This window comes from Spiribacter salinus M19-40, assembly GCF_000319575.2.
Classification (GTDB): domain Bacteria; phylum Pseudomonadota; class Gammaproteobacteria; order Nitrococcales; family Nitrococcaceae; genus Spiribacter; species Spiribacter salinus.
Genome location: NC_021291.1, coordinates 1,448,183 through 1,460,852, shown reverse-complemented (window position 1 = coordinate 1,460,852; position 12,670 = coordinate 1,448,183). Strand labels below are relative to the sequence as shown.

The following is a 12,670-nucleotide window of genomic DNA, read 5'->3' as shown; positions in this document are numbered from 1 at the left end:
GTCAGCTCACCTGATAGCGGCGGCGAAGCGAGCGAAGAACGAAAAATACCAAAGGCCAGGCGATGGTGCCCGTCACCGCCGGCATCCAGAACTGCCAGCTCAACCCCCCCGCGCCCATGAGTTCGCGAACCCAGAGCAGGATCAGGCGCACGATCAACAGCAGCATCAGGACCGTAATCGCCTGCTGCCAAATGGGCACGGCGCGCATGCGCTGATACACCTGGATCGTGAGGTAAGCGGCAAGGGCGAAGGCGATGGCGTGTGCGCCCAGCAGCGTCCCCTGCAGCACGTCCTGTACCAGCCCGACAATCCAGGCCACGCCCACGCCGACCCGGGAGGGCATCGCCAGGCTCCAGTAAACGAGCACCAGCAGGGCCCAGGGTGGCCAGAAGGCCTCAATTGCCCTTGGTAGGGGGATAAGGTCGAGAAGCAGGCCAACGATGATGGTCACCGCGATCAGCCCAATGCCGCGAGGCCGGGGTTCACTCATCCGCTGTGCCCTCCGGTGTCTGTTCCCGTTCGATCAGCAGGACTTCCTGAATCCGGTCAAGGGCCCCCAGCGGCTCGAGCTCGATGCGCGAGAAGGGCTCACCTGGATCCGTTTGGGCGCTTTTGACCCGGGCAACCGGATAGCCGGACGGAAAGCGCCCCCCGAGCCCGGAGGTGACGATCAGATCATCGGCGCGGATATCGGCATTGTTGGGCAAAGTGCGAATCGTCAGCGTGTCGAGCCGCCCGGTGCCGAATGCCACGCTGCGCAAGCCGTTGCGGTTGACTTGAACCGGGAGGCCATGACTTGGGTCACTGATGAGCCGGACGGTCGCACTCAGCGGGGCGATGCGGTCAACCTGGCCGATAACGCCATTGCCATCGATCACTGGTTGGCCAACATAGACATCGTCCTGCAGGCCTTTGTCGATCTCGATGAGATGGCTGAACGGATCGAGATCGACCTCGATGAGGTCGGCGATCAGAACCGGCCGTTCCAAGTCGTAAGAGGAGTCCAGCAGCGTGCGGAGACGGATATTTTCCGCCTCGAGCGCATCGAGGCGTTGGAGTCGCGCTTCGACCCGGGTTTGCTTCTCTTGCAGCCGGGCGTTTTCCGCGAGTAGCTCGCGTCGGCTGGTTAATTGCGTGCTTGCCGTGTCCAGCAGTGTCGTCGGCAGACTCGCGACCAGGCGGATCGGGTGCACCGCGGTCGAGATGACCTGCCGAACGGGCTCTAGCAGCCCCTGCCGGTGATCCACGGTCATCAGTGCAACGGAGATCAGCAGCAGTAATATCAGCCGGGCGGTGAGGGATGGGCCCTGTAGGAATAGGGGCTTGATGGTAGGGGATCCTCCCGTTCCGCGTGCTCTCCTTGCAGGCTAGCGCTGGATTACTCGCTCGTGAAGAGGTCGGTGCCCTTTTCGTCCATCAGCTCTAGCGCCCGACCGCCGCCGCGGGCGACGCAGGTGAGCGGGTCTTCGGCGACCACGACCGGCAGGCCGGTTTCTTCCATCAGCAGGCGATCGAGGTTGCGCAACAGGGCGCCGCCGCCCGTCAGCACAATCCCGCGCTCGGCGACGTCCGCCCCGAGCTCCGGTGGTGTCTGCTCAAGCGCCGTCTTAACGGCACCCACGATGCCGGAAAGCGGCTCCTGGAGCGCCTCGAGCATTTCGTTGCTGTTGAGTGTGAAACTCCGCGGAATCCCCTGCGCCAGATTGCGGCCCTTGATTTCCATTTCGCGGACTTCGCTTCCGGGAAAGGCCTGGCCGATTTCGTGCTTGATGCGCTCGGCGGTAGCCTCACCAATCAGGATGCCGTAGTTGCGGCGCACGTAGTTTACGATGGCCTCGTCAAAACGATCGCCACCAATGCGCACGGATGCCGAGTAAACGATGCCATTCAAGGAGAGCACTGCGACCTCTGAGGTGCCACCCCCGATGTCGAGCACCATCGATCCGCGGGCCTCACCCACTGGCATGTCCGCGCCGATGGCAGCGGCCATGGGCTCTTCGATCAGATAGACCTCGCGGGCGCCCGCCCCGGCGGCGGACTCGCGAATGGCGCGGCGCTCAACCTGGGTGGACCCACAGGGCACGCAGACCAGCACCCGCGGGCTCGGCCGGAAGAATCTCGCTTCATGGACCTTTTTAATAAAGTACTGAAGCATCTTCTCGGTGATGGTGAAGTCGGCGATCACGCCGTCCTTCAGCGGCCGAATGGCTTTGATTGTGCCCGGCGTGCGGCCGAGCATGACCTTGGCATCACGGCCCACGGCGGCGATGGTTTTCGGACCGCCATCGCGATCCTGTCGGATCGCCACCACCGAGGGCTCGTCGAGAAGAACATCCTGGCCGCGGGAATAGATAAGGGTATTCGCGGTGCCGAGGTCAATTGAAAGATCGTTGGAGAAAACTCCCCGTATGCCCTTGAACATGAAGCGGTCCAGCGTATGAAAAAGATGACGTAATCTATCAATCGGTGGGGGTTTGGGCAAGCAGGCTTGTATGCTACTTTTAGCGCCTTGTGTTGCGGTTTTCCGGAGACTCCGTCCATGTCGCTTGATGCCGATGAAGTGGCGCAGATCGCCCACCTTGCCCGACTGGCTGTCGACGAGGCAGACAGCGAGGCGCATGCGCGCAATCTCAGCGATATCCTCGCCTTTGTCGAGCGCCTCTCGGCGGTCGATACGACGGGTGTAGACCCGCTGGCGCATCCGCTGGAGATGACCCAGCGACTGCGCGCGGATGAGGTCACCGAGCCAAACGACCGCGAGCGTTTTCAGAACATCGCCCCGGCGACAGCCGATGGGCACTATCTGGTGCCTCGCGTTATCGAATAACCCGGTTACCGCCGGGATCCAGCCAGGATCTGACAGACCATGCACGATCGGACCATTGCCGAACTCGGGGCACTGCTCGAGCAGGGTGCGCTCTCGAGCGTTGAGCTCACGAGCGCTGTACTCGAAGCCATCGAGCAGACGGCCTCACTCAACGCGTTCATCTCCGTGACGCCGGAGGCTGCGCTGGCCGAGGCACGCGCTGCCGATGCGGCGCGGGCGCGGGGCGATGCGGGCCCGTTGACCGGCATCCCCATCGCCCATAAGGACATCTTCTGCACCGAGGGGGTGCGCACCAGTTGCGGCAGCCAGATGCTGGACAACTTCGTGCCCCCTTACGACGCCCATGTGGTGGAGCGCCTGCGTGAGGCGGGCGCGGTCATGGTGGGCAAGACCAACATGGATGAGTTCGCCATGGGCTCGTCCAACGAAACAAGCTGGTATGGCGCAGTTCGCAATCCGTGGGACACCACCACGGTGCCAGGTGGGTCATCCGGCGGATCCGCGGCGGCGGTGGCTGCCCGACTGGTGCCGGCCGCCACGGGCACGGATACGGGCGGCTCGATTCGTCAGCCGGCAGCGCTGACAGGTACCTGCGGGCTCAAACCCACCTATGGGCGGGTCTCGCGCTACGGGATGATTGCCTTCGCCTCGAGCCTGGATCAGGCCGGGCCGATGGCCACGACGGCGGAGGACATGGCGCTGTTGCTCTCGGCCATGGCCGGTTTTGATCCGCGGGATTCCACCTGCGTGGATCAACCGGTCCCGGATTACCGCGCCGCCCTGGCGGGCCAGGATCTAAAAGGACTGCGCGTCGGGCTGCCCAAGGAGTATTTCGAGGCCGAGGGAGTCGATAGCGAGGTCTCCCGCGCCGTTGAAGAGGCCGTTGCGGTGTTCCGTGACGCGGGGGCAGAGGTCCGCGAGATCTCCCTGCCGAACACGAGCCTCGCGGTGCCGGTGTATTACGTGATTGCCCCGGCCGAGGCCTCCTCCAACTTGTCGCGGTTTGATGGCGTGCGCTACGGCCATCGCTGTGCCGATCCGGTCGATCTCGAAGATCTGTACAAGCGCAGCCGGGGCGAGGGCTTTGGCGAGGAGGTGAAACGGCGGATCATGGTGGGTACGTATGCCCTGTCCGCGGGCTATTACGACGCCTACTACCTCAAGGCGCAGCAGGTTCGGCGAATGATTCGCGATGACTTTACGCGGGCGTTCGAGACGGTCGACGTGATTGCCGGGCCAACGGCGCCCTCGACCGCGTTTGCACTGGGCGCAAAGGCGGATGATCCGGTGCAGATGTATCTTTCGGACATTTTCACGATTGCTACCAATCTGGCGGGCCTGCCGGCGCTCTCGATCCCGGCGGGCTTCGGGGGCGGTCGTCCGGTGGGCCTGCAGTTGATCGGCAATCATTTCGATGAGGGACGGCTGCTCGGGGCCGCCCACGGATTTCAGCAGCGCACGGACTGGCATACCCGCCGGCCGGCGTCAGGGAGTTAGCGGCGTCATGCAGTGGGAAGCGGTTATCGGCCTCGAGCTGCACGCGCAGCTTGCCACGAACACGAAGATTTTCTCGGGTGCCTCGACGGCGTACGGGGCGCAGGCCAATACCCAGGCCTGCGCGATCGACCTGGGCATGCCAGGCGTTCTGCCCGTGCTCAACGAACGGGCGGTGCGTTTCGCAATTCGCCTTGGGCTGGCGCTGGATGCCACGGTGGCCGGACGCTCGGTCTTTGCCCGAAAAAATTACTTTTACCCGGATCTGCCCAAGGGCTATCAGATCTCCCAATATGAGATCCCCGTGGTGGGCACGGGCCATCTGGACATTGATCTCGACGACGGCGAGCGCAAGCGCATCGGCGTCACTCGGGCCCATCTGGAGGAGGACGCGGGCAAGAGCCTGCATGAAGGCTTCGGCGCGATGAGTGGCATCGATCTGAATCGGGCGGGCACCCCGCTGCTCGAGATCGTCTCCGAGCCGGATCTGCGGACCGCCAAGGAAGCGGTGGCGTACATGAAGAAGATGCACTCGCTCGTCCGCTATCTCGGGATCTGTGATGGCAACATGCAGGAAGGCAGCTTTCGCTGTGACGCCAACGTCTCGGTGCGGCCCGTCGGTCAGCTTGCGTTTGGCACCCGAGCGGAAATCAAGAACCTGAACTCGTTCCGCTTTGTGGAGCGGGCGATCAACTACGAGATTGAGCGCCAAATCGAGGTGCTCGAGGACGGCGGCACCATCACCCAGGAGACTCGGCTGTTTGATTCAGACCGTGGGGAAACGCGGGCGATGCGGGGCAAGGAAGAGGCCAACGATTATCGCTATTTCCCCGACCCGGACTTGCTGCCGCTCGAGATCACCCCGGCACTCATCGATGAGGTTCGCGACGAGCTGCCTGAGCTGCCTGACGCCAAGCGCAACCGCTTCGTGGCCGATTATGGCCTCTCTGATTACGACGCCGCCAATTTAACGGCCAGCCGGGATTTGGCGGATTATTTCGAGGCGGTTGCCGGGCGTTGCAGCGACGCCAAACTGGCTGCTAACTGGGTGATGGGCGAGCTCTCAGGGGCGCTCAACCGCGAGGGGCTCGAGATTGGTGAAACGCCAGTAGACGCCGAGGCGCTGGCTAATCTGCTGCGACGAATCCTGGATGACACCATCTCGGGCAAGATCGCCAAAGAGGTCTTCGAGGCCATGTGGCAGGGCGAGGGCGATGCCGACGCCGTGATTGCCGATCGCGGTCTCGAGCAGGTCACCGACTCGAGCGCGATTGAGGCGCTGGTTGATGAGGCCATTGCGGCTAACCCCGAGCAACTCGAGCAGTACCGGGCGGGCAAGACCAAATTGATGGGCTTTTTCGTGGGTCAGGTCATGAAGGCCTGCGGCGGCAAGGCGAATCCCCAGCAAGTCAATGAAATCCTAAAACAGCGCCTGGACGGTTAACGCCTTATGTCAGATCGCCTGCATCGGTTCCTCTTCGAGCATGCGGATATTCGGGGCGAGGTCGTGCAGCTGGACGAGACGTTTACCGAAATCGTTGGTCGCACCGACCACTCGCCGGCTGTCCAGCGCCTGATCGGCGAGGGTCTGGCTGCGACGGCGCTGTTGGCCGCCACCATGAAATACCCGTGCCACCTCTCGCTGCAGTTGCAGTCGAGTGGTCCCCTGTCGTTACTTTTGGTGCAGGCCGGCACCAGCGGCGGCTTGCGGGCGATGGCTCGGACGCGCGAGGCAGTGCCGGAATCCGGTGGCCTTGAGGCGCAGGCCCGCGACGGGACACTGGCGATCACCATCGAGCCCGAATCAGCGGGCGAGCGCTATCAGGGCGTGGTGGACCTGGCGGGCGGAAGTCTGGCGGCCGCGCTGGAGCATTATTTCAGTGAGTCAGAGCAACTGCCGACGCGGGTGTGGCTCTCCGCCGAGCAGCCGCATGCCGCCGGCATGCTCATCCAGCGTCTGCCCGCACAGAGTGAGGCAGCCGACCCCGATGCGTGGGAGCGGGCCGGGCATCTTGCGGCAACGGTGACGGGGGGCGAGCTTCGTGAGCTGGCGCCGGGTGAAATCATTCGGCGACTGTTTCATGAGGAAGATATCCGCCTTTTCGACCCGATGCCGTTGCGGTTTCACTGTCGGTGTTCGCGGGCGCGCGTCGCCTCGATGCTGCAGGGCCTTGGCGAGGCGGAAATGCGCGATACGCTCGAGGAACAGGGCCAAGTCGAGGTGCATTGCGACTTCTGCAACGAACCCTATCGGTTCGATGCCGTCGACATTGAGGCGCTTTTTACCCCGGCGGCGGCGCGCTCACCGGCGAGTGATCAGGCCCACTAACCCCCTTGGCCACAGACCGGGCAGTCCGGATCACGACGCAAATCAAGGCGGCGCCAGTTCTGACCCAGTGCATCCATAATCAGCAAACGCCCGTTTAAGGGCGTGCCAAGGCCGGTCAATACCTTGATGACCTCCACGGCCTGGAGGCTGCCAATGACGCCCGGGAGCGGGCCGAGTACACCGGTTTCGCTGCAGCTTTGCGCCTCCTCCCCGGTATCGGCATAGACACAGCGGTAACAGGGGCCATCCGCATCGGGACGGAAGACCGCGAGCTGTCCGTCCATCCCGATGACGGCGCCGGAGACGAGTGGGCGGCGGGCAGCGACACAGGCGGCATTGACGGCAAACCGGGTGGCGAAGTTGTCGCTGCCATCCACGACCAGATCGACCTTCGCCGTCCATTCACTCAGCTGTTCGGCGTCCATCGGGGTATCGAGCCGGGTGATCGTGGTGTCCGGATTCAAGGCATGCAGGCGGTCGGTGGCGGATTCGGTTTTGAGCCGGCCGACATCCGCGCTGCCATGCAGGATCTGGCGTTGCAGGTTGGTGATTTCCACGCGGTCGAAGTCGGCGAGTACGAGATGGCCCACACCAGCGGCGGCGAGATACAGCGCGGCGGGTGAGCCGAGGCCCCCAAGCCCGACGATCAGAACGCGGGAGGCCAGCAAACGCGCTTGGCCGTCGATATCCAGGCCCGGCACCATGATCTGCCGGCTGTAGCGCAGCAGTTCCGCGTCGTTCATCAGCTTGCCTCGAGTCTGCCGCCGCTGATGCGCTCGTGGCCCGCCAGATCGTGTCGTGTCTCAATGGCGGTAAAGCCTGCCGCGGCGAGTTCCTCACGAACCGACGGGCCCTGGCGGTATCCGTGCTCAAGCCAGAGTTGTCCGCCAGGATGAAGCTGCGCTGGCGCGCCCTGAATGACGATGCGGATCGCCTCCAGGCCGGTGGGGCCAGCGATCAGAGCCTGCCGGGGTTCGAAGCGAAGATCGCCGGTGTCCGGTTCTGCCTCATCTGCCCCAATATAAGGCGGGTTGGAGACAATTAGGCTGTAACGCTGACGGCTCACGGGGGCATACCAGTCACCGGCATGAAATCGGATCTGATCCGCTCCGAGTTCCCGGGCGTTCGCTCGGGCCACCGAGAGGGCAGTCTCACTGACATCGACTGCATCGATGTCGGCCTCTGGCCACGCGCGGGCCAGCGCAATGGCCACGCAGCCGCTGCCACACCCCAGGTCAAGCACCGACGCGGCAGATCGCTCCAGAGCGGCCTCGACCAGATGTTCGGTCTCCGGTCGAGGGATGAGCACCGCCGGGCCCACCCGAAGCTCGAAATCCATGAAACCGCGGTGGCCGGTGAGATGCGCCACTGGCTCGCCGGACAGACGCCGCTCAACCAGGTGCTGGAAACGGGCCCAGGCGGGCGCTTTTAGCACTTCTTCGGGGTGGGCGCGGAATCGCGTCCGAGCCAGGCCCGTGGCACAAGCCAGCAGACATTCTGCGTCGAGGGCCGGGCTAGCACTCACCGGGGCCAGCTCTTGTCCGGCGCGGCGCCGTGCCTCCGCCAGTGTTGGCGGGGTTGTCACTTCAGTCCCGCGGCCCGCAGGTTGATGGCGCGGTCTTCAAGCATGACCGGAATGCCATCATCGACGCGGTAGATCCGCTCTTCGTTCGCGGTAATCAAACCCGCTTCAAGCGGGGTGTCGACCGGGCTGTCGTCCTGATAGCGGACCTCGCCGCCGTCGATGCGCTCATTCAGCGCCTTGAGTTCGGTGCGCTTTAGCACCCTGACCGGCTGTTTGGTGACAGGGCAGCACAGGACATCCAGTAATTTGCGGTCGATCGCCATGGCTTTCGCATCCTTCATTGAACCCGCTTGAGAGTAACAGACACGCCCGGGATATCGCCGCTCGATAGCCATTTTATCGGCGAGCCGCTACCATGAAAGGACGATTATGGCGCGCGTTAAAGGCAGATGGTGAACCATGGAAAACGAGCCAATTGATAACTTGAACGTGGTAGCACAAGAGCCCCTGCCGCCGCCGGCGGAGCTCAAGTCTCGGTTGCCTTTGTCCGACCAGGCGCGGAAGACCGTCGAGTCGGGGCGTAAAGCGGTTCAGGCGATTCTGGACGGCGATGACCCTCGGCTTTTGGTCGTGGTGGGGCCGTGCTCGATTCATGATGTCGATGCGGCAAAGGACTATGCCAGCCGACTGAAGGCCCTCCACGACGAGTTGGCCGGAGAGCTGGTGATCGTTATGCGCGTCTACTTCGAAAAGCCGCGGACGACCGTTGGATGGAAGGGGCTTATTAACGACCCTTATATGGATGACAGCTTCGATATCGAAGAAGGGCTGACGCGTGCCCGGTCGCTTCTGTTGCATCTGGCGGAAATTGGCCTGCCGGCGGGGACCGAGGCGCTGGATCCGATTACACCGCAGTACCTCGGCGATCTGATTAGCTGGACGGCCATCGGGGCACGCACCACCGAGTCGCAGACGCATCGGGAAATGGCCAGCGGGCTGTCCACGGCTGTTGGATTCAAGAACGGTACCGATGGCAGCCTGGATGTGGCGATCAACGCGATGCGCTCGGCAGCGAACCCTCACAGTTTCCTGGGCGTGACTCAGGCCGATGGACGGTCCGCTGTCATTCGCACGGCCGGCAATCGCTACGGCCACGTGGTGCTGCGGGGCGGTAATCAGCCGAATTACGACTCCGTGAGCATCGCGCTGTGCGAAAAGGCGCTGGATGATGCGGGCCTGTCGACACGGCTGATGGTGGACTGCAGTCATGCCAACTCCAGCAAGGACCCGGCCCTGCAGCCGCTGGTCATGGACAATCTGGTCAATCAGGTGATCGAGGGCAATCGCTCGATCGTGGCGGTCATGATGGAGAGTCACTTGGGCTGGGGTGCGCAGAAACTCACCGAGGATCTGTCCCAGCTGGAGTATGGCGTGTCCATTACGGATGGCTGCATTGACTGGGACACCACTGAGCGCGTGCTCCGTGACGCGGCGACGCGACTGGCGCAACCGCTGGTGGCGAGGGCGGGCTGATCGACGGTCGCGTTTTGGGCTTGACCGCGCGGCCGCCGAAGGGTTGAATCTGTCCTCGACCGAATGGAGGTACATGATGACTGACAAGGCTTCCCTGCCTGTTCGAGGGATCGAACCGTACCAGCCCGCCGAGGGTGAGGAGTACATGAATGAACCGCAGCTGGCGCATTTCCAGGCGATTCTTGAGGCCTGGAAACAGCAGCTGCTCGATGAGGTTGAGCGCACGGTCAGTCACATGCGCGACGACGCGAATCACTATGCGGATCCGGCTGATCGAGCGACTCAGGAAGAGGAGTTCGCGCTGGAACTGCGTACCCGGGACCGCGAGCGCAAGCTGATTCGCAAGATCGACAAGACCATGGAGCGCATCCACAAGGATGATTACGGGTTCTGCGATCAGTGCGGTGTCGAAATTGGTTTGCGTCGGCTTGAGGCGCGGCCAACCGCGACCCTGTGCGTGGACTGCAAGACCCTCGAAGAGATCAAGGAAAAGCAGCGTGTCGCCTAGGCGGCGCTGCGGCGCTTGCTAGCTCTCGGCGGCCAGGGCAGCGAGCTGATCTGCTTGATACTCGCTGACAAGCGGCTCGACCACCTGATCAAGTTGTCCCATCAGGATGTCCTCTAGCTTGTAGAGAGTCAGATTGATGCGATGGTCCGTCACTCGACCCTGTGGGAAGTTGTAGGTCCGGATGCGCTCCGAGCGATCACCACTCCCCACCAGCAGTCGCCGTTCCTCTGTGCGTTCGGTTGCTGCCGCCTCCCGCTGCTGATCCATCAAGCGCGCCTGTAATAGCCCCAGCGCCTTGGCACGGTTCTTGTGCTGTGAGCGCTCGTCCTGGCACTCCACCACCACACCGGTTGGCAAATGGGTGACACGGACAGCGGAGTCCGTTTTGTTAATGTGCTGCCCCCCGGCGCCAGAGGCTCGAAACGTATCGATGCGAAGATCGGCGGTATTGATGTCGATTTCGTCCATCTCGGCGGCCTCGGGCAGGATGGCCACGGTGCAGGCCGAGGTATGGATGCGGCCCTGGGATTCCGTTGCGGGAACCCGCTGGACCCGGTGGGCGCCGGATTCAAATTTCAGCCGCGAGTACACGCGGTCGCCGGCAATTCGGGCCACGACTTCCCGGTACCCGCCCTGCTCCCCGGAGCTCTCGCTGATGATCTCGGTGCGCCAGCCCTGTTGCTCGGCATAGCGCAGGTACATGCGCAGCAGATCACCCGCGAACAGGGCGGCTTCATCGCCCCCGGTGCCAGCGCGGATCTCCAGAAAGGTGTTGCGGGCATCGTTGGGATCTTCGGGCAGCATGAGCACCTTGAGTTCGGCCTCAAGTTCGCTCAGGCGCGCCCGGGCGTCGCTGGCCTCGTCCTCGCCCAGCGCCCGCATGGCTGCATCCCCTTCGTTCAGCATGTCTTCGGCGGCGGCCAGGTCCGCCTCAGCACTCGCCAGTAAGGCCATGTTGCGGCGGACCGGTTCGAGCCGGGCGTACTCGCGGGAGAGGCGGGTGAAGCGCTCGGAGTCGCCGATCACGGCGGGGTCTGCGAGCAGGCCTTCAATTTCTTCGTGGCGCTCGACCAGCTTTTCGAGCTTGAGGCGCAGGTTGTCATTCATCGGTATCGCGTTCCTCGTCATCATCCAGGCCGAGCAGGCGGTGGCTGTCCCGAATCACTCGGGCGTCGCCCTCGCGCGCGGCCTCGCGCAGCCCCATGGTTGGGGTGTGCAGTAGCTTGCGCGTCAGGCGGTGGCCGAGCTGCTCGATGACCGCTTCGGGGGTATGCCCGGCGGCGAGCTGGCGGCGAGCCTGGGCGAGGGCCTCGTCACGCTGGCGCTCGGCATGTTGGCGGTAGCGCCGGATCGCGCCCACAGCGTTCAGGGTGCGCATCCAGTCCATGAAGGCATCGGTCTGGTTTTCGATGATTGCCTCGGCGTCATCCGCGGCCGCCGCCCGAGAGCGCCGGCTTTGTTCGATGACGCCCCGCAGGTCGTCGACCGTGTACAGGTAGACATCGGGCAGTGTCTCAACGCTGGGTTCAATATCGCGTGGCACGCCGAGATCCACCATGAACAGGGGCTGATGGCGGCGGCTTTTGAAGACCCGTTTCAGGGTCTCTCGGGTGAGTACGGGGGTATCGCTGCCCGTGCAAGCGACGATGATATCCGCGCGGGCCACCTGGTCTTCAAGTGCGTCAAGACCGATGCCGTGCCCGTCACAGAATCCGGCGACCCGCTGGGCGCGCTCCAGGCTGCGGTTGGCAACGACCAGCCCGCGCAGGCCCTGTTCATGGAAATGTCGGGCTGTGAGTTCGATCATCTCGCCGGCACCGATCAGCAGCCCCTGGCAAGCCTCTAGCTGGCCGAAGATTTGTCGGGCCAAAGTCACCGCAGCGTAGGCCACCGAGACCGGATGGGCGCCGATGTCGGTCTCGGTGCGCACGCGTTTGGCGACAGAAAACGCGTGCTGGAAAAGGCGTTGCAGGATTTGACCGAGCAGGCCGGCCCGCGCCGCCGAGTGATAGGCAAGCTTGGCTTGCCCCAGGATCTGAGGTTCACCGAGCACCAGGGAGTCGAGACCCGAGGCGACTCGCAGGAGATGATGAATCGCCTCACGGCCTTCGAGGCTGTAGAGGTGCGCTGCGAGCTCATCGCCCGCCAGCGCCTGTTCACTCTCGAGCCAGCGCCGCAGGATGGCCGGCGTCGCCTCCGGGGCCAGGACGGCATAAATCTCCGTGCGGTTGCACGTGGACACGACCGCCGCCTCGCGCACGCCCGGCCGCGCAGCCAGCGCCGCGAGCGCGGGATCGAGCCGCTCGGCGGAGAAGACCACACGCTCCCGGACGGCCAGGGGCGCTGATTTGTGATTAAGACCCAGACAGACGACAGGCATTGGGATCCAGTTGGCTGGAACGTGGGAGATTGTAGGGCAGAGCGGGTGTAACACAAGTATAGTAAGGCCTTCAT

The 12,670-nt window shown here is 63.7% G+C and carries 14 protein-coding genes; 6 read left to right on the top strand and 8 right to left on the bottom strand.

The features are described 5' to 3' along the window. Nucleotide 1: 1 nt before the first annotated feature. Genes mreD through SPISAL_RS07240 form a run of 3 tightly spaced genes read right to left on the bottom strand, consistent with a single transcriptional unit; the run spans nt 2 to nt 2,422 of the window. The gene (gene mreD / locus SPISAL_RS07250) at nt 2–490 is read right to left on the bottom strand and encodes a rod shape-determining protein MreD (RefSeq protein WP_016353828.1); all 489 of its coding nucleotides are present in this window, start codon (nt 488–490) and stop codon (nt 2–4) included. Next, a complete protein-coding gene (gene mreC, locus SPISAL_RS07245; protein WP_081633233.1) occupies nt 483–1,328 on the bottom strand; it encodes a rod shape-determining protein MreC in 846 nt (281 codons plus the stop codon). Before mreC ends, mreD begins: the two co-directional genes overlap by 8 nt. A gap of 50 nt (nt 1,329–1,378) precedes the next feature. After that, nucleotides 1,379–2,422 carry a rod shape-determining protein gene (locus SPISAL_RS07240; protein WP_016353826.1) on the bottom strand — a complete coding sequence of 348 codons (1,044 nt, stop codon included), beginning with the start codon at nt 2,420–2,422 and terminating at the stop codon, nt 1,379–1,381. Nucleotides 2,423–2,539: 117 nt separating this feature from the next. On the opposite strand from SPISAL_RS07240, the gene gatC reads away from it, so the two are divergent. From gatC to hslO, 4 genes are read left to right on the top strand one after another with little or no spacing between them, the layout of a single operon-like run. Further along, entirely contained in the window at nt 2,540–2,827 is a 288-nt protein-coding gene (gatC, locus tag SPISAL_RS07235; RefSeq protein WP_016353825.1) for an Asp-tRNA(Asn)/Glu-tRNA(Gln) amidotransferase subunit GatC, read from the top strand. Nucleotides 2,828–2,866: 39 nt separating this feature from the next. Then, nucleotides 2,867–4,324: an Asp-tRNA(Asn)/Glu-tRNA(Gln) amidotransferase subunit GatA gene (gene gatA / locus SPISAL_RS07230; RefSeq protein WP_016353824.1), complete on the top strand. Its 1,458-nt coding sequence runs from the start codon at nt 2,867–2,869 to the stop codon at nt 4,322–4,324. Between the two features lie 7 nt (nt 4,325–4,331). Further along, nucleotides 4,332–5,765 (top strand): Asp-tRNA(Asn)/Glu-tRNA(Gln) amidotransferase subunit GatB, encoded by a 1,434-nt coding sequence (gene gatB, locus SPISAL_RS07225; RefSeq protein ID WP_016353823.1) that lies wholly within the window; start codon nt 4,332–4,334, stop codon nt 5,763–5,765. A gap of 6 nt (nt 5,766–5,771) precedes the next feature. Beyond that, nucleotides 5,772–6,650: an Hsp33 family molecular chaperone HslO gene (gene hslO, locus SPISAL_RS07220; RefSeq protein ID WP_016353822.1), complete on the top strand. Its 879-nt coding sequence runs from the start codon at nt 5,772–5,774 to the stop codon at nt 6,648–6,650. On the opposite strand, the gene SPISAL_RS07215 is transcribed toward hslO, so the two are convergent. From SPISAL_RS07215 to SPISAL_RS07205, 3 genes are read right to left on the bottom strand one after another with little or no spacing between them, the layout of a single operon-like run. Continuing rightward, entirely contained in the window at nt 6,647–7,393 is a 747-nt protein-coding gene (locus tag SPISAL_RS07215; RefSeq protein WP_016353821.1) for a HesA/MoeB/ThiF family protein, read from the bottom strand. The genes hslO and SPISAL_RS07215 overlap by 4 nt on opposite strands. Then, entirely contained in the window at nt 7,393–8,235 is an 843-nt protein-coding gene (gene prmC, locus SPISAL_RS07210) for a peptide chain release factor N(5)-glutamine methyltransferase (protein ID WP_016353820.1), read from the bottom strand. The genes SPISAL_RS07215 and prmC overlap by 1 nt, the downstream gene beginning before the upstream one ends. Beyond that, a complete protein-coding gene (locus tag SPISAL_RS07205) occupies nt 8,232–8,516 on the bottom strand; it encodes a Trm112 family protein (RefSeq protein ID WP_245539895.1) in 285 nt (94 codons plus the stop codon). Before SPISAL_RS07205 ends, prmC begins: the two co-directional genes overlap by 4 nt. Before the next feature lie 118 nt (nt 8,517–8,634). Between SPISAL_RS07205 and SPISAL_RS07200 the strand changes: the two genes are divergently transcribed. After that, nucleotides 8,635–9,708: a 3-deoxy-7-phosphoheptulonate synthase gene (locus tag SPISAL_RS07200; RefSeq protein WP_016353818.1), complete on the top strand. Its 1,074-nt coding sequence runs from the start codon at nt 8,635–8,637 to the stop codon at nt 9,706–9,708. A 76-nt stretch (nt 9,709–9,784) separates the two neighbouring features. Beyond that, nucleotides 9,785–10,216 carry an RNA polymerase-binding protein DksA gene (dksA, locus tag SPISAL_RS07195; RefSeq protein WP_016353817.1) on the top strand — a complete coding sequence of 144 codons (432 nt, stop codon included), beginning with the start codon at nt 9,785–9,787 and terminating at the stop codon, nt 10,214–10,216. Nucleotides 10,217–10,234: 18 nt separating this feature from the next. Here dksA and prfA read toward each other — a convergent pair whose 3' ends face one another. Together prfA and hemA are read right to left on the bottom strand one after the other, a co-directional pair. Beyond that, nucleotides 10,235–11,323: a peptide chain release factor 1 gene (prfA, locus tag SPISAL_RS07190; RefSeq protein ID WP_016353816.1), complete on the bottom strand. Its 1,089-nt coding sequence runs from the start codon at nt 11,321–11,323 to the stop codon at nt 10,235–10,237. Next, a complete protein-coding gene (gene hemA / locus SPISAL_RS07185; protein WP_016353815.1) occupies nt 11,316–12,596 on the bottom strand; it encodes a glutamyl-tRNA reductase in 1,281 nt (426 codons plus the stop codon). The genes prfA and hemA overlap by 8 nt, the downstream gene beginning before the upstream one ends. Nucleotides 12,597–12,670: the final 74 nt, after the last annotated feature.